Raw genomic sequence first — 22,855 nt, forward strand, 5'->3', positions numbered from 1 at the left:
CGGACAGCCGGGCGGAAGCTCCCACAAAAAAGCCCGGACAGCAACGATGCGGCCCAGGCTTTTTGCGTGGCAGCTGGTTGGTTAAGCCGATACCTGCGCGGTCAGATGACTGGCCACGGTGGCATACACGCCCTGGTCGAGCATGGCTTGCAGGTGGCTGCTCACCTGGGCCGCGAAGCCCGGCAGCGTGGTCAGGTCGTGGCCCCAGAGGGTAGAGTTGCGCAGCACGGTAGTGGTCAGCTCGGCCGCGTCGAGGCGCTGCCAGAGGTCGGCGAAGTAGGCGGCCTTTTCATCCTGAATCGGGTAGGTCTGGCCGTTCAGCTCGCCGTACCAGGTGTGGTCCTGCTCCTGGGTGCCGCGCATAAACAGCAGGTAGCCCGCGAAGCCCAGCGCCGCGCAGGCCGGCACCCGCTGGTACCGCTCGACGTAGCCGAGCAGCGTGGCCACGTTGCGCAGCTGGAGCTTGGCCGAGTAGTTGAGCGTGATGCCCAGCCAGCGGTGCTCGATGTAGGGGTTGCGGAACCGGTCGAGCACCTGCCGGCCAAACTCGCGCGACACGTCTTCCGGCACCGGATACGGAATGCCTCGGCGCAGATTATCCTGCATCAGACTGGAGATAAAGGCGCCCAGCACTTCGTCTTCCATGGCGGCCCGCACCGTGTCGAAACCGGCCAGGTAGGCCAGGCCGCAGCTGAGCGTGTGCGTGCCGTTGAGCATGCGCAGCTTCAGCTCCCGAAACTGGTTGATGTCGGGCTGCACGACCACGCCGGCGTCGGCCTGCTCGAACGACAGTACCCGGCGCACCTTCTCGTCGCCCTCAATGGCCCAGAGCCGGTACACTTCCGACATCGTGAGCAGGTCGTCGTTGTAGCCCAGCTCGGCTTCCAGCGCCGCCTGCAGGGCCGCGGCGGGCCGGCCGGGCACGATGCGGTCCACCAGGGAGTTGCAGCAGGTGTTGGCCGTTTCGAGCCAGTCGATGAACTCGGCTTCGAGGCCGTTGCGGTGGGCCAGCTCCAGCAGAATGGCTTCGAGCTTGGCGCCGTTTTCCGGAATCAGCTCGGTGGGCACAATCACCAGGCCCTTGGCCGGGTCGCCCTGAAACGCCTGGTAGCGGGCGTAGAGCACGGCCAGCAGCTTGCCCGGAAACGACTGGGGCGGACTGGTGCGGATGTCGTCGGCGACCAGCTGAATGCCGACCTCGGTGGTATTGGAAATCACCACGGCCAGGTCGGGGCTCTGGGCGCAGCGCAGCACCTCGGCCCACTGGCTTTTGGCCGACAGCACCCGGCTGATAGCCGAGCACACCACGTTTTCCTCGACCTGCTGCCCGTCCTCAATGCCGCGGATGCAGAGCGTATACAGCCCATCCTGGCGCGTGAAGGCCGTGATATCGCCCCCGTCGGTGGACTTCACCACCACGATGCGGCCGTTGAAGACGCCCTGGCGGTTGGCCTTGTCGATGAGGTAGTCGGGCAGGCCGCGCAGCAGCACGCCGGTGCCGAATTGCAGCACTTTCTCGGGCAGCGCCAGGTGGGCGGCGGCGGGCAGGGCCACGGTGGCGGAACTGAGCTGGGCCAGGGTATTGGTAGATAGTTCTTTCATGATCAGCGGATCATCTAAACGGTGTTGCTCCTTCTCTCCTAATCTGCGTGTGGGCGACGTCAGCCCGTAGCGGGCAGCAACCAAACGTCCCCGGCGCGAGCCTCCTGAGCGAGGCCGCGGCCGAGGACAAACGGTTGCTTGTCAGCCGGGGGCGGCCGGCTTAGTTGTAGCCGGCGTTTTGCTTCAGCTTGTTGTTCGTGTTCAGCGAGGTAGCCGGAATGGGCAGCAGCTGGTGGGTCGGAATGTAGCCGGAAGCAATGTCCGCAATGCGGTTTTCACTGATAGCCGAGCGCCAGGCCACGGCCGTAGCCCCGGCGGGAGTCGTAGCCGGGGCGGGCCGGTAGAGCGAGCGAACAAACCTGATCTGGCCGTTGGTCACGGTGTAGTAGGCCGTCAGCGGAATGTTGGCGTAAGGGCTGGCGGGCGTCTTGTCGGCCATCCAGGCCCGCAGCGTGGCCTTCACGGCATCGAGCTTGGGCCCGAGCAGGTTCCAGCGGATCAGGTCGTACTTGCGGACACCTTCGCCACCGAACTCCAGGAAACGCTCGTTCTGCAAAAAGGCGAAGAAGCCGTCTTTATCGGTCGGGGGCGTTTTGGCGGCGGCGGCGTTGCCTTTGAAGCCGCGCAGGCGCACTTCCATCAGGGCCTGAGAGGCCGAAAAGCCCTTGAACGTCGCCGTGGGGCCGGCCAATTCGTTTTGCGCCTCCGCAAACATCAGCAGCACGTCGGCGAAGCGGATCAGGGGCCAGTTGTAGCCCAGGCTTTGCACCGAAGCCCCCGACACCAGCGGGCTGCGCCAGTCGCGGCGGAACTTGCCGTCGTAGATGGTAATCAGGTTGGTAGCCTTCTGCGCGTCGTTCGACTCGATGGTGTAGGGCGCCAGCGTTACGTCGCGGCGGGCGTCGAGCGAATCGAAGGCGTAGAAGTAGGTGGGCAGGGCCGTAATGGCCCCGCTCGAGGCCCCGTACTTGGGCGAGGCGTTGATGCGGGGGCCGTTGTAATAGCCCAGCTTGCTGTCGGACAGCGCGCTGGCTCCGCCCATGCCCACTTCAAACATGATTTCGCGGTTGGCGTCGCGGCGCAGCTCATTGATGCTGCGGAAGGTTTCCTCGTAGCTCGAGTTCAGGTTGTGCTGGCCGCGGTTAATCATCAGCTCCTGGCACTCCACGCGCACCGTGTCGTAGAACTGGCGGTAGTCGGGGGCCCGCTCTACGACTCCCTGCGGGTTCATCGAGTAGCCGGCGCGGTAGAGGGCCACGCGGGCCCGCAGGGCTTTCACGGCTCCTTTGGTGATGCGCTCATCCGAGGAGGCAATGGCCGTGCGCCACGGCACAATCTTGGCCGCCTCGTCGAGGTCGGCCAGCAGCCGGTCGTAGATCTTGAAGCGGTTTTCGCGCGGAATGTTGAAATCCTGACCCGTCACCGAGGGCTCAAACTGCGCGGGCACATCGCCCCAGTTGCGGATCAGCTCGAAGTAGTACTGGGCGCGCAGGGTGAGGGCCTCGCCGTAGAGGCGCTTGACGGCCACCATGTCGGCACCGCTCTGAAACTGCGGCATCTGCGGAATATTCTTGATGCAGATGTTGGCGCGCTCAATGCCCTGGTAGAGCGTGTTCCAGGGGTTTTGCACGTCGGCGTTGGTGGCCACCGACGCGTAGCGGGCAATGCCGCGGCGGCCGGTGCCGGCGTCGTTGCCACCCTGGCTGCTCTGCATCTCATCCGAGTCGAAGGGGAAGAAGCTGCTCAGGCGGTTGCCGTAGCCGGCGTCGCCCGAGAGCGGGTCGTAGGCGCCCATCACGGCGCTGGTGGCCCCGCTGACGGTGCTGAACACCTGCTCGGTGGTATCAAACGAGTTCGGCTCGATTTCCAGGAAATCTTTGCAGGACATGACACCGGCCAGACAGACGATGCCAAAAGCGGCTATGGTAGGACGAAGGATGCGTTTCATCGTGGGAATCCGTTGCAACAATTAGAGGGAGAGGTTGACCCCGAACAGCAGGGCGCGGCTGCGGGGGTAGGCCGCGTAGTCGACGCCGGGCGTCAGAGGCGTACCACGGCGGGTGTTTACCTCGGGGTCGAAGCCGGTGTACTTGGTGAAGGTGTAGAGGTTGTTACCCGTCACGTAGAAGCGCACCTGGGTCAGCTTGGCGTACGCCGAAATCGTCTTGGGCAGCGTGTAGCCGAGGGTCACGTTGTTCACGCGCAGGAACGAGCCGTCTTCAATGGCCCACGAGTGGGGAAACAGCTGGCGGGTCGGGGTCCAGATCTTGGCGTTCTGGTTGAGGCGGCGCGAGGTTTCCAGGTCGGTAATCACGGCGCCGTTTTCGTCGATGGTGCGGTACCGGTCGTTCATGATGGCCAGGCCGTTGCTCAGGTAGGAGTTGGCCAGGTTCGAGGTCAGCTCAATCTTGTTGGCGTTGTAGACGTCGTTGCCGTACACGAAGTTCAGGAAGATGCTGGCGTCGAAACCTTTGTAGGTAAACTGCTGGTTTAAGCCCCCCGAGAATTTGGGGTTGGCGTTGCCAATCACCGTGCGGTCAGCCTCGTTTACCGTGCCGTCGCCGTTCACGTCCTTCAGCTTGAGCGTACCCGGAATTACTTCCTCGTTGGCACCGCTGTAGCCTACTACGCCCCGGTCCGAAACGACGCCGGGCTTCAGGTTCCACTTGCCGTTGCTGTAGCCTTCGAAGTCGTCGGCGGTGTAGAAGCCGTCGGTGACGTAGCCGTACATCAGGCCCACGGGCTGGCCCACGGCCACGTAGTAGTCGGCGGTGATGGCCGTGCTGGCCCAGCCCGAGTATTGCAGCGGGAAGGGGTTCGGGCCGAGGTCTTCCACCCGGTTGCGGTTCAGCGCCACGTTGGCGTTAGCCGTCCAGGAGAAGTCCGGGGTCTGGAACACGGTACCGGTTGCCTGCAGCTCCAGCCCCCGGTTGGAGGTAGCGCCGATGTTCACCAGCTGCGAGGTATAGCCCGAAGTCGGCGCGATGGCCAGGTTCAGGAGCAGGTCGCGGGTGCGGTTCGAGTAGGCGTCAATGGTCAGCTGCACGCGGTTGCTGAACAGGCTGATGTCCAGGCCCAGGTTGCGCGACACGGTGGTTTCCCACTTCAGATTTTCGTTGAACAAGGAGTTCACCACGGCGCCGGGCACCAGGGTTTCGCCCAGGGCATACTGGCCCGTGGTGCGGAAAGCGGCGCGGTACAGGTTATCCTGAATCCGGTTGTTGCCGGCCAGGCCGTAGCTCAAGCGCAGCTTCAGATCGGAAACCGTGTTGGTGAAGGGCTTCATGAACTCTTCCTGCGAAATGCGCCAGGCGGCCGAAGCAGCCGGGAAGAAGCCCCAGCGGCTGTTGATGCCGGGCGCGAACTTCGACGAGCCGTCGGCGCGGAACGTGGCCGTCAGCAGGTACTTGTCGTCGAAGGAGTAGTTTACGCGGCCAAAGCCCGAGAGCAGCCGCGACTTAATGGGCTGGTCGGTGGTCGGGGCCGGCTGGGGCGTCGCGGGGGCGTTGGGGTCGCGCTGGTTGATGTTGTTGAAGGCCTTTTCGTAGCCGATGGTCAGCGGCAGGTAGTAGCTCACCACGTTCTGGGTGTTAAACTCCTGCAGGTAGATTTCGTGGCCGGCCAGGGCGTCAAACGAGTGCTTGCCCTTGTTGAAGTTGTAGCTCAGCACGTTCGAGTTGTTGAACGTAATCTGGGAGCCGGTGCCAATGCCCAGAAACGGCAGGCCCGAGAAGTTGGCGCCTTTGATAACGGGCGAAAACTGCCCGTTGAAGGTTTCGACGCGGGTGTTGGTGTTGTCGAAACCAAGGGTGGTACGGAAGGCCAGGGCCTTGGTGAAGTTGTACTGCGCGTTGCCCCCCAGGTTGAACAGGCGGCGCTTGTCGGCGCGGTACTCGTTCTGAATCGTCAGCACCGGGTTCGACAACGAGCCCGAGGTGCGGAAAAACTCGTCGTCTTCCAGGTTTTCGTTGGGGTCGATGGCGCCGGGGCGCACCAGGGCCAGGGGCTGATACACGATGGTGTTGCGCAGCCGGGTGTTGGTCGTGGAGCCCGTGCCTTGGTTCGAAGTGCCCGAGCCCTGCACGGTCTGGTCGTTGAAGCGGGTGCTGAGGCCAAACTTGAACTTGTCGTTGGCTTTGTGGTCGAAGCGGAAGTTGATCAGGTTGCGGGTAAAGCCCGACTCAATCTGGATGCCGTCTTCCTGGTTGCGGGTCAAGCTCAGCGAGAAGGTCGAGCCTTTGCCGCCACCCGACAGCGTTACGTTGTGGGTCTGCTGGAAAGCGTCGCGGCCGAATACTTTGTCCTGCCAGTCGATGAACTCGGCGCTGCGGGCCCGGCCCAGCGTGTCGTAGCCGAAGATGTCGTTGCCGTTGGCATCCTTGCCCACGGGCTGGGAGTAGTCGCGCGTGTCGCGGAAATTGGTCGAGCCGAAGCGGCTTTTGATGGTGCTCAAACCGGCGCTGCCGGCCAGGGCGGCCTTTTCGTACACGTAATCCACGTACTCGTTGGGCTTCATCACGTCGAGCGTCTTGGCAATGCGTCGCACGCCGGCAAAGCCGTTGTAGGTCACGCTCAGCTTGCCTTCCCGGCCACCTTTGGTCGTAATAATAACCACGCCGTTGGCGCCGCGGGCCCCGTAGATAGCCGTGGCCGAAGCGTCTTTCAGCACGTCAACCGAGGCAATATCCTGGGGTGAAAGCACCGACAGGGCGTTTTCCAGCTGCACGCCGTCCACGATGTAGAGCGGCGAGTTGTCCTGGGTAATCGAGCCGCCGCCCCGCACCCGGATGCGGATGTCGGAGCCGGGCTGGCCTTCCGAGGAAGTAACCTGCACGCCGGCCAGACGGCCGGTCAGGGCCTCCGCGGCCGAGTTTACCGGCACGTCCTTGATTTGCTTGGCGCCCACCGAGGCCACCGAGCCGGTTACGTCCTTGCGGGGCACCTCGGCGTAGCCAATCACGACGACGTCCTCCATTACCTTGGTATCGGGGCTGAGCTGGATGCTGACGTTGCTCTGGCTGCCGCTAACCGGCACGTCCTTCGAGAGAAAGCCGATGTAGCTCAGGCGCAGCACCACGTCGCCGGCGTTGGCGGGCAGCGCGATGCTGAACTTGCCATCCATGTCGGTGGAGGCGCCGGTGGTGGTTCCCTTCACCACGACTGTTACGCCGGGCAGGGGCTCGTCTTTTTCAGTAGATCGAACGACGCCCTGAATGCTGCGCTGCTGGGCCACCGCGTGCAGGGCCACGCTGAGCAGGAGCCAGACAAACAGTATGTACTTTCTCATTGGAATGGTGTGTGGGAATTGAAAAATGACTGCGAAAAGACTGGCCGCTTCTGCTTTACCGCCGGGTGTGGAGGGACTTACCGGGGTGGCAGCCAGGCTGCCGGAACAGACGGGAATCGTTTTTTTGTACTCTCACCCGTTGGCGCGGCCAAATTTGTACTGTTAGCCGATTCATCGGTTCTATAAGTTTACACTAACCCCCGCCAATAGCGAAGCAATAGCGGGTTTTTATTTGTGCAAACGTTCCCGGCAACGTTGCCGCTTCCCGGTTTCACTATGTTTTACGCAGTATTTATGATTAAATAGTCATATTTATTAAACAATCTGTTTTTCAGATGAATTAAGTAGCCATATTTCATAAATATAACTTTTCTTATTTCATTCAGCATACACTCACCCCCTGTTATAAGTGGTGGGCGAGTCAGGCAAAATCACGGTCCGGGTTCCGGCGGCGGCAGGCAGCGCCTACAATCCGAGCGGGCATGGACGCAAAAAAAGCCCGCCGGGCACCCGACAGGCTTTTTCCGTGGAAATCACCCGGCCTTACTCAATCCGGAACCAGTCGAAATCGGCGGCACCGGCGTCGTTGGTTTTGCTGGCCCGGGTGCAAAACAGCCCCACCTTCGCCCCTATCCACTTGCCTTCCCGCGCCTGAAACACCGGCCCCACGGGCGTATAGCGTTGCCCGTCGAGGCTGTAGCTGAACTGGCACTTGGCCCCCGCCGCCACGGCGACGCGCAAGTACACGGGCTGCCGGGCGGGCACTTCGGCCACCACCGGCCCCGCAGTTTCGGCAGTGCCCTTGTCGGCGTTCTGGCAGGTAGCCTGGCGCAGTTGCAGCTTACCGCCCTCGTTCGTCACCGAAAGGCAAGCGTAATCTAGGCCCATCATCACCAGGCCGGTTTTCTCGCCCTCGAAGCGGGGCGTGAACGTGAGCTTGGTGGTGGCGGTAAACACCTCGGCCGGCAGCTTTTGCAGCAGCAAGTTGGGCACCTGCCAGAGACTCTTGTAGTCGGGGGGCACCGGCACCGAATAGAGGCGCAGCGCCCCGGTGCCGGTCAGAAACGACCAGCCCACCTGCGGATTGGCATGCCACTGCCACTGCAGGCCCAGCTCCCGGCCGTCGAACTCGTCGGAAGTAGCGGGGGTGGCCAGCGCGGCGGGCTTGCCTTTGGTGGCGGGCTTGCGGAAGGTGAGTACCGGCTCACCCTTGCCGTCACCGTCGGGGTCGTTGCCGATTACCGGCCAGTCGTTTTTCCAGGTCATGGGCTGCAAATGCACCACGCGGCCGTAGGGCCCCTGATCCTGGAAATGCATAAACCAGTCCTCGCCCGTGGGCGTGTCGATCCAGGCGCCTTGGTGCGGACCGTTGACGGGCGTTTTGCCCTGATCCAGCACAATCCGGTCTTCGTAGGGGCCAAACACGTTTTTGGCGCGCAGCACCACCTGCCAGCCGGTGGCCACGCCCCCGCCCGGCGCCATGATGTAGTAGTAGCCCTTGCGCTTGTAGAATTTGGGGCCCTCGATGGTCGGGTGCTGCTCGTGGCCGTCGAACACCAGCCGGTCGTCGCCGAGCAGATGCAGGCCGTCGGGACTCATGCGGCTCACGGCCAGCACGCTCTTGAAGCCGGCCCGGCTGCCCGCGAAGCCGTGCGTGAGGTAGGCCTGCCCGTCTTCGTCCCACAACGGGCAGGGGTCAATCCAGCCCTTGACTTCCTTCACGCACACCGGCGCCGACCACGGCCCGGCCGGGTTTTTGGCCTTGGTCACGAAGATACCCAGGTCGGGGTCGGGGTAGTAGATGTAGAACTCCTTCTTGTGGTAGCGGATGGAAGGCGCCCACACCCCGTTGCCGTGCTGGGGCACATCGTAGCGGGCCTGGGGCGGCTGCTGGGTGAATACCGCCCCGATGATCGTCCAGTTAACCAGGTCGGTGGAGTGCAGAATCTGCAGGCCGGGTACGGCGTTGAAGCTCGACGAAGTCAGGTAGTAGTCGTTGCCCACGCGCACCACGTCGGGGTCGGAATAATCGGCGTAGAGCACCGGGTTTTTGTAGGAGCCGTTGCCCAGGTCGGGCACCCATACTTTCGACAAGGACGAGGACTGGGCCGCCGCGAAACGGGGTAGCCAGGACAGAACGGCCAGGGCCGCCAGCAGCAGGACTCGGATGGATTTTACCATTCAAAACTGATTTTCAACGGAAAGGAAACAGGTTCTACTAAAACGCAAAACGGCCCCGGAGTCTCTTCCGGGGCCGTTTCTGGGGGCTGGTTAGTTTCGTATAAACTTGGTCGTCAGGCTTTCCTTGCCGCTGCTGTAGCGCAGCAGGTAGGTGCCCTTGGCCAGCCCGTCGAGCTTGAGCGGGGTCTGCTCCACGCCGGGCTTGGGGCTGAACGTAGCCACCTTGCGGCCGTCGAACGAGTACACCGTGACGCTGGCATCGGCACCGGCTTTGGGGTGAGTCAACGTCAGCTGCTGCTGGGCCGGGTTGGGGTACACGGCCAGCCCGGCGGCCAGGGCCGCCGCCGCGTGCGTGCCCGTAACGATGAGGGGCTCCCCTTTCATCTGCACGTCGCGCAGCAGGCCGTAGCGGCCCGCGCTGCCGCTGCCGCAGCTCCAGTACAGGCGCACGGTCAGGGTTTGCCCACTTTCGAGGCGCACGTCGCTGGCACCAGCCAAGGCCAGGCGGAAGTTCTGGTTGGTGCCCGTGTTCTGGTTGTTGAGCACGATGGGCGTGGCGAAGCCGCCATTAGCGGTGCTGTTCAAAGCGCCGGCCGGACCAATACCACCCGACACGTCGGTGGAGTCATTGGTGGTAAAGCCGGTTTTGGAATACACCACGGCCAGCTTGGTGTTGCTGTTGGTGTTGTAGAACGCCGACCACAGCAGCAGCGAATCGATGCGGACGGCGACGCCTTGGGCCCGGATGGTGAACTGCTCGTAGAAGCGGCGGTTCAGGTTGCCGCCCGGGCCACCCACGGCCGTGCCCCACGAACCGTCGCCGTTGGCCGTGGCCCCGAAGGCTTGGCCGTAGCGCGACGAGTAGGCCGTAATGCCGGTCACGGTAGTACCGTTCGACGCGTAGAGGTTGCGCAGCGTGGGCGTGCTGGCCGCCACCCACGGCGACCGAACGGCGGCGCTGTCCTGGGCGCTGACCCGCAACGACCACATCTGCAGGCGCTGCGACACGGGCGCGTTGGTAGTTACTTTCGTGCCGCTCACGGGCACCGATACCGAGCCTGCGCCGGGGCTGCTGTGCACGATGTTGCCCGAGTAGCTGCCGGTAGCAGTACCGTTCAGCCGCACGCTGATGGCCATGTTGGCAATAACGTTGTCGACGGGCACCAGCACCAGCGGCGTGGTGGCGGTAAACCAGGTAGTGCCGTTGTTGGGCGACACTTCGAAGCCGGCCGGGGGCGTCACGGTCAGGTTGCTGGTCAGGTTCACGGCCGAGAGCTGGTAGGTGCGGGCCGCCGAGGGGCCGCCGGCGTACTGGGCAAACGGACCCAGGCTGCCGGTGGTCGTGACGGTGGGCACGCGCGAAATTTCCACCGTGTCGGTGATTTGCGTGGCCAGGCCGGTTTTCGAAGCCCGGATGTAGTAGAAGTAAGCGGCGCCGGCGGCGGGCAGCGCGTCGGCAGTCTGGAAGTTGTAGGTCGTATCGTTCGGCACCACGATGTCGGTGCCGATTTTCGCGTACGTGCCCTTGCGGGTGGTGGCGCGGAACACCTCAAACTTGGTCTGATTCACGGCCCAGGCCAGGTTCCAGGTGAAGGTGGCGGTGGTGGTGCCCTTGGTGCCGCGCAGGTTGGTTACGGCAATGTCGGGGGTGAAGCTGGTGCACACGCTCGAGGCTACTGCGCAGGGGTTCCAGGTGCCAAACAGGTTGGCGACGGTGTACTGGGCCGTGTCGGCGGCCGTGTACTGCTTCGACCAGCTCACGCGCTGGCTCACGTTGATGGGGCGGCCGTCGAACTTGCGGCTCTGGTACTCGGCGTAGGTAATCAGGGCCGTGTTGGTGCCGGCGTCCCAGGTGCTCCAGCCCTCGGGCTTGATGATGCCGGTGGCCATGGTGGTTTTCAGCCACACCACCTTGTTTTCGGCCAGCGGCGTGCTGCCGGTCGAGTTCTGCCAGGGGCGGCCCAGCACGTAGCTGGTCGTGCCGCGGTTGGCCGGGATGGTGCAGTTGCGGAACACGTAGCCGTAGGCCTGGCCGGGCTGGGTGTTGGCGGCCGTGATGTAGCTGCCGCTCAGGCCGTCCTGTCGGGTTTTGGCGTACACGACGCACCGCTCAAACACGGCGCGCGAGCTGCCGAAGATAAAGTCCACGGTGCCGTCGATGTAACAGTCGCGGAAGTACTGGCGCAGGCCGTTGCCGTTGGCCAGCACCGTATCCTGCCCGCCCAGAAAGCGGCAGTTCTTGAACACGGCGCGGTCGGCATTCACGTTGATGGCCAGGGCCTGGGGCGCGTCGCCGGTGGTGTTTTCGAAGGTGATGTTCAGGGCCGAAAAGTCGGGGGCGTTGATGGTCACGGACGCCGACGTGGACGTGCCGTAGGTGCCGCCGCCGGGCATGGGCTTACCCGAGTAGTCGTCGTAGGTCAGCACGGTGTTGGCCACGCTCTGGCCGATCAGCTGCAAAAACGGCTTGTTCGAGGGCACGGTGATTTTCTCCTTGTACCGGCCGTTTTTCACGTAGATGGTATAGGTAGCCGTGCGGCCGGTCGGGGCCGCGTCGATGGCGGCCTGCACCGTTTTGAAGGTGCCGGTGCCGTCCCAGGCCACTACCGCGTCGTAGGTCTGGGCCTGGGCGGCGCGGCTCAACAGAAGGGCAGCCAGCAGCACGCACAGCGCCAGCCAATAGCGGGCGGCTACTGCGGGCAGCCCGGAATGCGTAGGGGTTGAAGTCATAGTAAAACAGGTTGGGGGGAAGTACCAGAGCTTAATAGTAAGCGGATTACGGGGCAGAATCAGACCCGCGGGGCGCCTTTATTCGCGCAATCGTTACCGGGAACGTTGCCGGTCAGCGGCGGCGCTCCGCCGGCGGCAGCGACTCCCGCCCGGCGGCGGTGAGCACCCATCTACCGCCGGCTGGTTTTCGCTGGGTGGTTGGCAACGTTCCCGGTAACGATTGCGCGAATAAAGTCCCGCTCCCACCTTCGTTGCGGCTGCCCGATTGAGTAATATCAACTCCTGATTGCCGGCAAACCGCCAACGGCGGGCTTCGGCAACGCTGCTCCCTACCCCACTCAACGCAGGCCCTATGCATCTGAATTTTACCTCCCGCCGGCTGACTGCTGCTACCACGCGCCGCCTGGGCGCGGCCCTGACCCTGGCTTTGCTGGCGGCCGCCCCCGCGGCCCAGGCTCAGCTGGTTGCCTTTCCGGGCGCGGAAGGGGCCGGCAAGTTTACCAAGGGCGGCCGCGGGACGCTGAGCGTGCCCACCACCGTGTTTGAAGTAACCTCGCTGGCCGACACCAACACGCCCGGCACGCTGCGCTACGCCGTCAACCAGGTGGCCACGCACCGGACCATCGTGTTCCGGGTGTGCGGCACGATTCACCTGACCGCCGCTCTGAGCTTCAATAAGGCCAACACGACCGTTGCCGGTCAGACCGCGCCCGGCGAGGGAATCTGTCTGGCCGACTACCCCGTGACCATCGGGGCCGACAACGTCATCGTGCGCTTTATGCGCTTCCGCATGGGCGACCGGTTCCAGAACAAGGGCATGGTAAACGGGGCCGGGGCCGACGACGCGTTTGGGGGCACGGGCCGCAAAAACATCATCATCGACCACTGCACCATGAGCTGGAGCACCGATGAGGCCCTGAGCGTGTACCGCGGCGACAGCACCACCCTGCAGTGGAATCTGATGAGCGAGCCGCTCGACTACTCCTACCACTTCGAAACCGGCGACACCGACTTTGAGCGCCACGGCTACGGCGGCATCTGGGGCGGGCGCAATGCCTCGTTTCACCACAACCTGTTTGCCCACTGCCGGGGCCGCAACCCGCGCTTCGAGGGTAGCCGCAACCTGCCGCCCTACACCGCCGGCCAGGAAAACAGCGACTTCCGCAACAACGTCATCTACAACTGGGCCAGCTACAGTACCAACGGCGGCGAGGGCGGCAACTACAACGTCGTCAACAACTACTACAAGTACGGTCCCAGCACCAATACGGGCTCGTCGGGCGGCGTACCGGTGCGGTCCATGATTATGAACCCCAGCAAGCAAACCACCGCGCCGGTGCTGCCCTACCCCAAAGTGTACATGGCGGGCAACTACGTGGATGGCTACCCCGCCGTCACCAGCCGCAACTGGCTGGGCGTGGTCATGGCCAGCGGCGCACGCACCGATACGGCCCAGTCGAAGGTAACCGAGCCCTTCACTATTCTGCCCATGCCCACGCAGTCGGCACAACAGGCGTACGAGGCCGTCCTGGCGAATGTGGGCGCCGTGCTGCCCGCCCGCGACACGCTCGACCAGCGCATTATCCGCAACGTGAAGGAGCGCAAAGGCCGCCTCATCGACGTGCAGGGCGGCTACGCCCACGGCACGGCTTACAGCATTTCGCAGAATGCCTGGCCCACGCTAACCTGCGGCCCCGCCCCCGCCGACACCGACCACGACGGCATGACCGACGCTTTCGAGCTGGCCAACGGCCTGAACCCGAACGACGCGGCCGACCGCAACCTGCGCGGCGCCAACGGCTACACCATGCTGGAAAATTACCTCAACGGCATTGCCAGCGTGGTGATGAGCACCGAGGACGAGAAAGGCGTGCAGGTGGGCCTGAGCGTGTATCCCAACCCCGCCGGCGAGCAGCTTACCCTGACGCACCCCGTGGCCGGCAAAACCGCCGTGGTCAGCATTTTCGACGTGAAGGGCCGGCAGGTAGCACAGGTTGTAGTGACGGCCGGCTCGCAGCAAACGGCGCTGGCCGCGGGCCAGCTGACGGCGGGCATCTACCTGGTGCGCTACCAGGATGCCCAAACGCAGCTAACGACCAAGTTTGTGAAGCAGTAAACCGGGTTTCACCCCAACTAAAAAAGCCCGTCGAAGCGCATTCGACGGGCTTTTGGCATGTTAGCACAAGGTACGTAGCGGCGTTGCTGGGCAAGGCTAGTCTTCCATGGCCGCGCCTTCGGCCTGGGTGGCCAGCCAGCGGAGCGTGTCCTCCACGTCGTAGGGGTTGCCGTTGCGGACGGAGCGGATGGCAGCCAGCTTCCAGTTGAGCAAGTCCTCGGGTTTGCGGCGCCGGTTCTGGATTCGGTCGGGGTGGGCCAGCAGCCACTGCTCAACCAATGTGCGGGCCCGTTTTTCAGCCTGATTTTCCATGACGACAGGAATAAAGGTGGATAGTGAATATACCGCATTTGCTGGCCAATTTCAAGCGCCAATCCCCTTCTAGTAATCATATCCTCAACAAGTTAACGTCACCCTGCCAGCCATCGGCGGACAAAGCCAGACACCAAACTTTGCATTACAAAGTTCTTTGTATATTTGAACACCCAACAGCCGGTCCGGAAATTTCCTTGCGGCGCCAGGTGTTCAGCAGCTTATTGTTTTCGTCGTCATGTCCCAACGCCCGGAGTACTTTGTGGCCCCCGATTCAGTGGTGCGCACCATCTGGGGCAAGGCCGATACGGTCCTGTTCATTTTCGCGGGAGCCGCCGCCGAGTTTGCCCTGAATAAGGCCGTCGACTGGCTGTACTTCACCGGCCGCCTGCCCGCCGACCCGCTGGCCCGCCTGTTTTCGACGGTGGAGTACGCCCGGCAGATCGTCTTTGCCGAGCGGGCCGCCGCCGAGCGGGCCATCGACACCATCACGGCCATTCACGCGGCCGTGGAAGCCCAGCGCGGCATGGCCATTCCGGACTGGGCCTACCGCGACGTGCTCTTCATGCTCGTCGACTACTCCATCCGGGCTTTCGAAGCCCTGGAGCGCCCCCTGAGCCTGGCCGAACGGGAAGAAGCCTTCGACGTTTTTAGCCGCGTGGGCCAGCGCATGGGCATTCCGGGGCTGCCCGCGTCTTACGCCCAGTGGCTCCCAGCGCGGGAGCAGCACCTGGCCGACCACCTCGACTACAGCCCCTTCACCGCCGACCTTTACCAGCAGTACGCCCGCCACTTGGGCCCGATTCGCTACCGCTTGCTGCTGCAAGCCCAGCGGGTCGTGGTGCCGCGGCCGGTGCGGCGGCGGCTGGGCCTGGGCCGCCTGCCCTGGCTGCGGCCGGTGCTGCTCGTGTACCGCTACGCCCAGCACTTACCCATCAGCCAGTGGGCCCGCACCAGCCTGCTGCCCGCCGACTACAAAGAGAAGATTCGGCGCCTGGACGTAGTGCCGCCTACCCTTTCGGTAGCCCCGTAAACCGCGAAAAGGCCGCTCCTTACCGGAGCGGCCTTTTTGCTTGGGCTGCGCGGCCTTTTAGCGGCTCAGCAGCTCGTGCAGCACGGTTTGCATGGAGAAAACCCGGTTGCCGGCTTCCTGAATCACCAGGGAGTTGGGCGAGTCGAGAATGGCGTCGGATACTTCCACGTTGCGGCGCACGGGCAGGCAGTGCAGGAATTTCGCGTCGTGGGTGCCGACCAGGTGCTCGGGCGTGAGCATCCACGCGGGGTCGTTGCTGATGACCTGGCCGTAGTCCTGGTAGCTGCTCCAGTTCTTGGCCTGCACGTAGTCGGCGCCTTCCAGAGCTTTCTTCTGGTCGTACTCGATGCGGGCCCCTTTGGTAAACTTGGAGTCCAGCTCGTAGCCTTCAGGGTGGGTGATGACAAAGTCCACCCAGTCGACTTCCGAAAACCAGTCGCAGAACGAGTTGGGCACGCACTGGGGCAGGGCGCGCACGTGCGGGGCCCAGGTCAGCACCACTTTCACCCGCTCTTTCCGCTTGGTTTCGGCCACCGTAATCAGGTCGGCAAACGACTGCAACGGGTGCAGCGTGGCGCTTTCCAGGCTGATAACCGGCACCGTAGCGTACTGCATGATCTTCTTGAACACTTCCTCGCTGTAGTCAGCTTCCCGGTCTTTGAGCGTGGGGAAGGTGCGCACGCCCAGCACGTCGCAGTACTGGCTCATCACGGCAATGGCCTCCTTGATGTGCTCCTGGGTGCCGCCGTTCATCACCGCGCCGTCGGCCATTTCCAGGGTCCAGGAGTCGGCGCCGGCGTTGAGCACCCAGGCTTGCGCGCCCAGGTTATACGCCGCCTTGATGGAGCTGAGCCGGGTGCGCAGGCTGGGATTGAAGAAGATGAGCCCGACGGTTTTGTTCTTGCCCACGTGCTGGTAGCCGAAGGGGTCAGCCTTGATTTCGAGGGCTTTGTTGAGCAGGGCCTGGTAGTCGCCGGCATCGGCGAAGGAGGTGAAGTTTTTCATGGGTGTGGGGTGGGATGTCGGAGAAGTGTGTTAGAACGTCATGCTGAGCGCAGCCGAAGCATCTCTACCGCTTCGTTGCAATGCCGTTGGTTTACCGCTGCGGTAGAGATGCTTCGGCTCCGCTTTGCTGCGCTCAGCATGACGTTCTAGATTTCTCGTTTTGGCGCTCCGACGCTTACATCGCCTTATACTCGTTCCAGCTCTTGATCTTCAGATCCTTCAGCTCCAGGGTGCAGAAGGCCTGGATAAATGCCTTGGCCAAGCGCGCGTTGGTCAGCAGCGGGACGCCGAAATCCACGGCGGTGCGGCGGATTTTGTAGTCGTTGTCCAGCTCACCCTTCGAGAGGTTCTTGGGAATGTTGATGACCAGGTCGATTTTCTTTTCCTTGAGGTAGGTCAGCACGTTGGGCTCCTGCAGCTCGTCGGGCCAGAAGAGCAGGCTGCTCGGGATGCTGTTTTCGGCGAAGAAGCGGTGCGTACCCTGGGTGGCGTAGATCTGGTAGCCCTTGCGCACCAGCAGCTCTACGGCCGAGAGCAACGCTACTTTCGACTTGATGGGGCCGCCGGAAATCAGCACCGTTTTCTGGGGAATCTTGTAGCCCACGCTCAGCATCGACTTCAGCAGGGCCTCCTCGGCCGTGTCGCCGAGGCAGCCCACCTCGCCGGTGCTCACCATGTCGACGCGCATCACCGGGTCGGCGCCGGGCAGGCGGGTGAAGGAGAACTGCGGGGCCTTGACGCCCACGAAAGGCAAATCGTAGACCCGCTCACTCTCGTCGCGCTCCACTTTCAGGCCCAGCAGCACCTGCGTGGCCTTCTGAATCAGGTTGCGGCCCGAGACTTTCGACACGAAGGGGAAGCTGCGCGAGGCGCGAATGTTGCACTCAATCACCCGGATTTCGCCGTCCTTTTCCAGGAACTGGATGTTGAACGGCCCACTGATTTCGTACCGTTTGGCAATCTTCTCGGCAATGATTTTGAGCTTGCGCACGGTGCCCACGTAGAGCTTTTGGGGCGGGTAGTACATGGTGGCGTCGCCGGAGTGTACGCCGGCAAACTCGACGTGCTCGGAAATGGCGTACGAGACGATTTCGCCCTTGTCGGCCACCGCGTCGAGTTCCACTTCCTTGGCGTCCTGAATAAACTCGGACACCACCACCGGATACTCCGCGCTGACTTCCTTGGCCGTCTGCAGAAAGCTGTCCAGCTCGAAGGTGTTCGACACCACGTTCATGGCCGCGCCCGACAGCACGTACGAGGGCCGAATCAGCACTGGGAAGCCCACTTCCTGCACGAACTGGTGCATGGCTTCCAGGGAAGTCAGCTCTTTCCAGCGCGGCTGGGCAATGCCCAGTTCGTCCATGATGCTGCTGAACTTGTGGCGGTTTTCGGCCTGGTCAATCATGGCCGCCGTGGTGCCCAGAATCGGGGCCTGGGCTTCTTCCAGGCGGGTGGCCAGGTTGTTGGGAATCTGCCCGCCGGTGCTCAGAATCACGCCCTGGGGCTGCTCGAAGTCCAGAATATCCATCACCCGCTCGAAGCTCAGCTCCTCGAAGTACAGCCGGTCCGACACGTCGTAGTCGGTCGACACGGTTTCGGGGTTGTAGTTGATGATGATGGTTTTGTAGCCCTCGGCGGCGGCGGTTTGCACGGCATTCACGCCGCACCAGTCGAACTCCACCGACGAGCCGATGCGGTACACGCCCGAGCCCAGCACCACGATGGACTTGCTGGTTTCCGGCGCCAGGTCGTTTTCGGTGCCGTGGTAGGTGCTGTAGAGGTAGTTGGTTTTGGCCGGAAATTCGGCCGCCAGCGTGTCAATCTGCTTGATGACCGGCAGCACGCCCAGGGCCTTGCGGCGGGCCCGCACCAGCAGCTCGTCGGCTTTCACGTCGCCTTCGCCCAGCAGCTTCACGGCAATCTGCTGGTCCGAGAAACCGGCTTTTTTGGCTTCGCGCAGCAGCTGCGTTTCCAAGCCGTTGAGGCCGGTAGCGCGGCCCGCCGCCAGCTTATTGCTGAGCTGGAAGATGGTGAACAGGCGCTGCAAGAACCACAAGTCGATTTTGGTCAGCGCGTGGACCTGCTCGATGCTGTAGCCGGCCTCGAAGGCCAGGTTGATGGCGAAGATGCGCTCCTCGTTCGGCTCGCTCAGCAGCTGGTCGATGGTGGCGTTGTCGACCTGCTCGGGCTTGTTGGCCACGAAGCCGCGCTTGCCGGTATCGAGCATGCGCAGGCCCTTCTGAATGGCTTCCTCGAACGATTTGCCGATGGCCATGACCTCGCCCACGCTCTTCATGGCCGAGCCGATCTGCCGATTCACGCCCTCGAACTTGCCCAAGTCCCAGCGCGGCAGCTTCACCACCACATAGTCCAGCGCCGGCTCGAAGAAGGCCGAGGTCGTCTGGGTTACGCTGTTTTTCAGCTCCGACAGCGAGTAGCCCAGGCTGAGCTTAGCCGCCACAAACGCCAGCGGGTAACCCGTGGCCTTGGAGGCCAGCGCCGAGGAGCGCGACAACCGGGCATTCACCTCAATCACGCGGTAATCTTCCGACACGGGGTCGAGGGCGTACTGAATGTTGCACTCGCCCACGATGCCCAGGTGGCGGATGGTCTTGATGCCGATGCTGCGCAGCTTGTGGTACTCGCGGTTGCTCAAGGTCTGCGACGGAGCCACCACGATGCTCTCCCCGGTGTGAATGCCGATGGGGTCGAAGTTCTCCATGTTGCAGACCGTGATGCAGTTATCGTACTGGTCGCGCACCACTTCGTACTCCACTTCCTTCCAGCCCTTCAAGGATTCCTCCACCAGGATCTGGTCGGACGTGGTGAAGGATTTCTGGGCCAGGGCCCGCAGCTCGTCCATGTTGTTGGCGAAGCCGCTGCCCAGGCCGCCCAGCGCAAACGCCGCCCGCACGATGATGGGGAAGCCGATTTTCTCGCCGGCCGCCAGCGCGTCTTCCATCGTCGTCACGGCCACGCTGCGGGCCGAGAGCACGCCAATCTGGTCGAGCTTGTCCTTGAAAATGTCCCGGTCCTCGGTGTCGATGATGCTCTGCACGGGCGTGCCCAGCACCTGCACGTTGTACTTCTCAAACACCCCGGCGCGGTACAACGCTACGGCGCAGTTCAGCGCCGTTTGGCCACCGAAAGCCACCAGAATACCGTCGGGCTGTTCCTTCTTGATGACTTCCTCCACGAAGAAGGGCGTCACGGGCAGGAAGTACACGTCGTCGGCAATATTGTCCGACGTCTGCACGGTGGCAATGTTGGGATTGATGAGGATGGTGCGGATGCCTTCCTCCTTCAGCGCCTTCAGCGCCTGGGAGCCGGAGTAGTCGAACTCGCCGGCCTCGCCGATTTTCAGCGCGCCGGAACCGAGGATGAGAACTTTATTGGGTTTGTTCATTATGTCGTGTGTGCAAACAGAACGTCATGCTGAGCGAAGCGCAGCGGAGTCGAAGCATCTCTACCGCTTCGTTGAAGAGGTAATCAGCCAGACCAGGTTTCTAAATCAATGGCCTGCCAAGTCGGATTAAATTCGGTAATCAACGCATCCTTTTTCTTGCGTGTCCAGCCTTTCAGCTGTTTCTCCCGCTCTATGGCTTGCGTTGCATCAGGAGCAATTTCAAAGTAGACCAGCAAATCCGTCTGATACCGGCCGGTGAATTTTCCGGCGTCACCCCGGTCACTGCTGTGCTCGTAAAGTCGCCGCGTGAGGTCATTGGTGACGCCGATGTACAAAACGGTTTGGGTTTGATTGGTCAGGATATAGACGTACACGGCAATATTTTATTAATCTGACCAAATCATTTTAGAGAAAATGCTTTGTGGGCAAACTACAATTATTGCTTTTTGTGATGCCAATAGCTCAGGCTCTTTGCTTACAGCGTCAAGAGCTTCAACTTTTAAGTCTTCGGCATTAATAGGATGCTCGATAGAACTGCTACCGTATTCGTCTTCTTCCAAAACGAGCTTGCCTACTTCTACCTCACCATTCTGAATTAGAAGTATTGCAGTGCCGGACTTTATCTCAGGTCCAGTGCTACCATCAGCATAGAGAGTTATTCTTTGTAGCCTCATTGAGTTATTTTATGACGGTTACTGCTTCAACGAAGCGGTAGAGATGCTTCGGTAAACTCAGCATGACGTTCTTTTTCGGGTCGTTCTATTTAGCAGCCTTATACTCCGCAACCGCCTTCAGAAAGTCATCGAACAGATACTCCGTATCCTCAGGGCCGCCGGCGGCTTCGGGGTGGAACTGGGTGGAGAAGAAGGGCTTGGTCTGGTGCTTGATGCCTTCACAAGTGCCGTCGTTCAGGTTTTCGAACAGCATGGTCCAGTCGGCGGGCAGCGTGGCGGTATCGACGGCGAAGCCGTGGTTCTGGCTGGTGATATAGCTGCGCTTGGTGCCGGTGAGCAGCACGGGCTGGTTGTGGCTGCGGTGGCCGTACTTGAGCTTGAACGTGTCGCCGCCCGCAGCCAGGCCCATGAGCTGGGAGCCCAGGCAGATGCCGAAGATGGGCTTGTCCTGGCTGAGCGCCGTTTGCAGGTGCTTAATCGTGGCCTCGCACATCTTCGGGTCGCCGGGGCCGTTGCTCAGGAACAGGCCGTCGTAGTCGAGCTTCGTGAAGTCGTAGTCCCAGGGCACGCGGATCAGTTCCACGTCGCGCTGGAGGAAGCAGCGGATGATGTTGGTCTTGGTGCCGCAGTCGACGAGCACGATTTTGTGCTGCCCGCTGCCGTAGTGCTGCACTTCGGTGGGGCTCACCTGGGCCACGAGGTTGTCCTGGTTGGGGTCGTGCAGGGGCACGTCCTCTTCGGCCACGATTTTGCCCAGCATGGCGCCTTTCTCCCGCAGAATCTTGGTCAGCATGCGGGTATCGACGCCGAAGATGCCGGGGATGTTGTACTCCTGGAGCCAGTCGCCGAGGCTTTTGGCGGCGTTCCAGTGGCTGTGCTCCTCGGAGTAGTAGTTCACCACCAAGCCGGCAATGTGAATCTTGTCGGACTCGAAAATCCGGGAAATAGACTCGTAGAGCTCCTCGCCGGGCACGCCGTAGTTGCCCACCATCGGGTAGGTGAGCACCAGAATCTGGCCGGCGAAGGACGGGTCGGTGAGGTTTTCGGGGTAGCCGGTCATGGCCGTGCTGAACACGACCTCCCCGGCCGAGGAGGTGTAGGCGCCGAAGGAAGTACCCTGGATTTCGGTGCCGTCTTCGAGGACGAGTTTTACGGTTTGGGACATCTATCGTAGGATGTAGAGACGCGTATTCGCGTCTCAATCGTTGCTGATGTTGTTTATGCGGGGCCGACGTTCTGGCGCCAGCCGTTCAACGGGAAGACGCAAAATATTGCGTCGCTACACCGTTCTAATCCAGCGCCGACGCTTGGGGAATCTCGGCCACCGACTTCTCCGTCAGGGCGTACAGCGCCTGCAGGAACCGGTCGACTTCGGCCTGGGTGATGTTCAACGGGGGCAACAGGCGCAGCACCGTGGGGTCGGAAGCGTTGCCCACGAAGATGTGGTAGTCCGTGAGCAGCTTGTCGCGCACGTCCTTAATAGGGAAGTCGTACTTGATGCCCACCATCAGGCCCCGGCCCCGGATTTCCTCGGCCCCGGCCTTGGCTTCCAGCTCCTGCCGAAGATAAGCGCCCAGCTCGGCCGCGTGATTCAGCAGATTTTCCTGCTCAATAACTTCCAGTACGGCCAGCGCGGCGGCGCAGGCCAGGTGGTTGCCGCCGAAGGTGGTGCCCAGCAAACCATAGGAAGCCTTTAATTCCGGCGAAATCAGGATGCCGCCGATGGGGAAGCCGTTGCCCATGCCTTTCGCGACGGAAATAACGTCGGGCTGAATCCCGGCGTGCTGGTGGGCGAAGAACTTACCGCTGCGGCCGTAGCCGCTCTGCACCTCGTCGGCAATGAGCAGGGCTCCGTACTGCTTGCACAAAGCGGCCAGACTTTGCAGGAACTCGTCGGATGGCATGATGATGCCGCCCACGCCCTGAATGGGCTCAATGATGGCCGCGCAGACGTCCCCGTCCTGCAGCTGCTTTTCCACGGCGGCCAGGTCGTAGTCCACGAAGGCAATACGGTGGCCGGCGTTGAAGGGCGCGACAATCTTGGGATTGTCGGTGGCGGCTACGGCCCCGGAAGTCCGGCCGTGAAAAGCGCCTTTGAAGGCAATAACGCGGCTTTTTCCGGTGTGGAAGGAAGCCAGCTTCAGGGCGTTTTCGTTGGCCTCGGCCCCGGAGTTGCACAGGAACAGCGAGTAGCTTTCGTAGCCCGACACCTGCCCGAGCTTGTGGGCCAGCTGCTGCTGAATCGGAATCTGCACCGAGTTGGAGTAGAAGCCGATGTTCTGCAGTTGCTCGGTGAGGCGCTGCACGTAGTGCGGGTGGCTGTGGCCGATGGAAATAACGGCGTGCCCGCCGTAGAAATCCAGGTATTCCTGGCCCTGGTCGTCCCAGAGCTTCGCCCCGAGCGCCTTAACCGGCGTGATGTTGACGAGCGGATAAACGTTGAAAAGCTCCATGGTTTGCAAGTCATTGACCCCACCCCCGGCCCCTCCGGGAGAGGGGTGCGTTCTGG

Annotated in this window: 14 protein-coding genes; 2 read left to right on the forward strand and 12 right to left on the reverse strand. The window is 62.3% G+C overall.

The window, feature by feature from the left end:
- Positions 1-81: 81 nt before the first annotated feature.
- The 5 genes from E5K00_RS11765 to E5K00_RS11785 all read right to left on the reverse strand — a co-directional run bounded on the left by E5K00_RS11765 (position 82) and on the right by E5K00_RS11785 (position 11,800).
- Positions 82-1,602 carry a tagaturonate reductase gene (locus E5K00_RS11765; protein WP_135463410.1) on the reverse strand — a complete coding sequence of 507 codons (1,521 nt, stop codon included), beginning with the start codon at positions 1,600-1,602 and terminating at the stop codon, positions 82-84.
- A 160-nt stretch (positions 1,603-1,762) separates the two neighbouring features.
- Complete coding sequence (locus E5K00_RS11770) at positions 1,763-3,490, reverse strand: RagB/SusD family nutrient uptake outer membrane protein (RefSeq protein ID WP_245328263.1); 1,728 nt, start codon at positions 3,488-3,490, stop codon at positions 1,763-1,765.
- Between the two features lie 81 nt (positions 3,491-3,571).
- Positions 3,572-6,889 carry a SusC/RagA family TonB-linked outer membrane protein gene (locus E5K00_RS11775; protein WP_135463412.1) on the reverse strand — a complete coding sequence of 1,106 codons (3,318 nt, stop codon included), beginning with the start codon at positions 6,887-6,889 and terminating at the stop codon, positions 3,572-3,574.
- Between the two features lie 543 nt (positions 6,890-7,432).
- On the reverse strand, positions 7,433-9,070 hold the full coding sequence (locus E5K00_RS11780) for a glycoside hydrolase family 43 protein (protein WP_135463413.1): 1,638 nt from the start codon (positions 9,068-9,070) through the stop codon (positions 7,433-7,435).
- Positions 9,071-9,160: 90 nt separating this feature from the next.
- Complete coding sequence (locus E5K00_RS11785; protein ID WP_135463414.1) at positions 9,161-11,800, reverse strand: pectinesterase family protein; 2,640 nt, start codon at positions 11,798-11,800, stop codon at positions 9,161-9,163.
- 352 nt (positions 11,801-12,152) lie between these two features.
- Here E5K00_RS11785 and E5K00_RS11790 point away from each other — a divergent pair, with 352 nt between their 5' ends.
- Positions 12,153-13,916 (forward strand): T9SS type A sorting domain-containing protein, encoded by a 1,764-nt coding sequence (locus E5K00_RS11790; RefSeq protein ID WP_167856844.1) that lies wholly within the window; start codon positions 12,153-12,155, stop codon positions 13,914-13,916.
- 96 nt (positions 13,917-14,012) lie between these two features.
- Here the strand turns inward: E5K00_RS11790 and E5K00_RS11795 are convergent, their stop codons facing one another.
- Positions 14,013-14,228 (reverse strand): hypothetical protein, encoded by a 216-nt coding sequence (locus tag E5K00_RS11795; RefSeq protein WP_135463415.1) that lies wholly within the window; start codon positions 14,226-14,228, stop codon positions 14,013-14,015.
- Between the two features lie 238 nt (positions 14,229-14,466).
- Here E5K00_RS11795 and E5K00_RS11800 point away from each other — a divergent pair, with 238 nt between their 5' ends.
- Entirely contained in the window at positions 14,467-15,261 is a 795-nt protein-coding gene (locus E5K00_RS11800; protein WP_135463416.1) for an oxygenase MpaB family protein, read from the forward strand.
- Between the two features lie 57 nt (positions 15,262-15,318).
- Here the strand turns inward: E5K00_RS11800 and E5K00_RS11805 are convergent, their stop codons facing one another.
- The 6 genes from E5K00_RS11805 to E5K00_RS11830 all read right to left on the reverse strand — a co-directional run bounded on the left by E5K00_RS11805 (position 15,319) and on the right by E5K00_RS11830 (position 22,799).
- Complete coding sequence (locus E5K00_RS11805; protein ID WP_135463417.1) at positions 15,319-16,266, reverse strand: Rossmann-fold NAD(P)-binding domain-containing protein; 948 nt, start codon at positions 16,264-16,266, stop codon at positions 15,319-15,321.
- 175 nt (positions 16,267-16,441) lie between these two features.
- Positions 16,442-19,672, reverse strand: a complete 3,231-nt coding sequence (carB, locus tag E5K00_RS11810) for a carbamoyl-phosphate synthase (glutamine-hydrolyzing) large subunit (protein WP_135463418.1) — start codon at positions 19,670-19,672, stop codon at positions 16,442-16,444.
- An 83-nt stretch (positions 19,673-19,755) separates the two neighbouring features.
- The gene (locus tag E5K00_RS11815; protein WP_245328264.1) at positions 19,756-20,046 is read right to left on the reverse strand and encodes a GIY-YIG nuclease family protein; all 291 of its coding nucleotides are present in this window, start codon (positions 20,044-20,046) and stop codon (positions 19,756-19,758) included.
- Between the two features lie 12 nt (positions 20,047-20,058).
- The gene (locus tag E5K00_RS11820; RefSeq protein WP_135463420.1) at positions 20,059-20,346 is read right to left on the reverse strand and encodes a hypothetical protein; all 288 of its coding nucleotides are present in this window, start codon (positions 20,344-20,346) and stop codon (positions 20,059-20,061) included.
- Positions 20,347-20,431: 85 nt separating this feature from the next.
- The gene (gene carA, locus E5K00_RS11825) at positions 20,432-21,511 is read right to left on the reverse strand and encodes a glutamine-hydrolyzing carbamoyl-phosphate synthase small subunit (protein WP_135463421.1); all 1,080 of its coding nucleotides are present in this window, start codon (positions 21,509-21,511) and stop codon (positions 20,432-20,434) included.
- Between the two features lie 124 nt (positions 21,512-21,635).
- Positions 21,636-22,799, reverse strand: coding sequence for an aspartate aminotransferase family protein (locus E5K00_RS11830; protein WP_135463422.1), 1,164 nt, complete (start codon positions 22,797-22,799; stop codon positions 21,636-21,638).
- Between the last annotated feature and the right edge of the window lie 56 nt (positions 22,800-22,855).

This window comes from Hymenobacter aquaticus, assembly GCF_004765605.1.
GTDB classification, from domain to species: Bacteria; Bacteroidota; Bacteroidia; order Cytophagales; family Hymenobacteraceae; genus Hymenobacter; species Hymenobacter aquaticus.

What these genes read in the sequence shown, in the direction of transcription:
- carA (WP_135463421.1), bottom strand. Translation starts at nt 21,511, where the DNA reads ATGTCCCAAACCGTAAAACTCGTCCTCGAAGACGGCACCGAAATCCAG.
- E5K00_RS11805 (WP_135463417.1), bottom strand. Translation starts at nt 16,266, where the DNA reads ATGAAAAACTTCACCTCCTTCGCCGATGCCGGCGACTACCAGGCCCTG.
- E5K00_RS11820 (WP_135463420.1), bottom strand. Translation starts at nt 20,346, where the DNA reads ATGAGGCTACAAAGAATAACTCTCTATGCTGATGGTAGCACTGGACCT.
- E5K00_RS11790 (WP_167856844.1), top strand. Translation starts at nt 12,153, where the DNA reads ATGCATCTGAATTTTACCTCCCGCCGGCTGACTGCTGCTACCACGCGC.
- E5K00_RS11830 (WP_135463422.1), bottom strand. Translation starts at nt 22,799, where the DNA reads ATGGAGCTTTTCAACGTTTATCCGCTCGTCAACATCACGCCGGTTAAG.
- E5K00_RS11770 (WP_245328263.1), bottom strand. Translation starts at nt 3,490, where the DNA reads ATGTCCTGCAAAGATTTCCTGGAAATCGAGCCGAACTCGTTTGATACC.
- carB (WP_135463418.1), bottom strand. Translation starts at nt 19,672, where the DNA reads ATGAACAAACCCAATAAAGTTCTCATCCTCGGTTCCGGCGCGCTGAAA.
- E5K00_RS11765 (WP_135463410.1), bottom strand. Translation starts at nt 1,602, where the DNA reads ATGAAAGAACTATCTACCAATACCCTGGCCCAGCTCAGTTCCGCCACC.
- E5K00_RS11775 (WP_135463412.1), bottom strand. Translation starts at nt 6,889, where the DNA reads ATGAGAAAGTACATACTGTTTGTCTGGCTCCTGCTCAGCGTGGCCCTG.
- E5K00_RS11780 (WP_135463413.1), bottom strand. Translation starts at nt 9,070, where the DNA reads ATGGTAAAATCCATCCGAGTCCTGCTGCTGGCGGCCCTGGCCGTTCTG.
- E5K00_RS11795 (WP_135463415.1), bottom strand. Translation starts at nt 14,228, where the DNA reads ATGGAAAATCAGGCTGAAAAACGGGCCCGCACATTGGTTGAGCAGTGG.
- E5K00_RS11785 (WP_135463414.1), bottom strand. Translation starts at nt 11,800, where the DNA reads ATGACTTCAACCCCTACGCATTCCGGGCTGCCCGCAGTAGCCGCCCGC.
- E5K00_RS11800 (WP_135463416.1), top strand. Translation starts at nt 14,467, where the DNA reads ATGTCCCAACGCCCGGAGTACTTTGTGGCCCCCGATTCAGTGGTGCGC.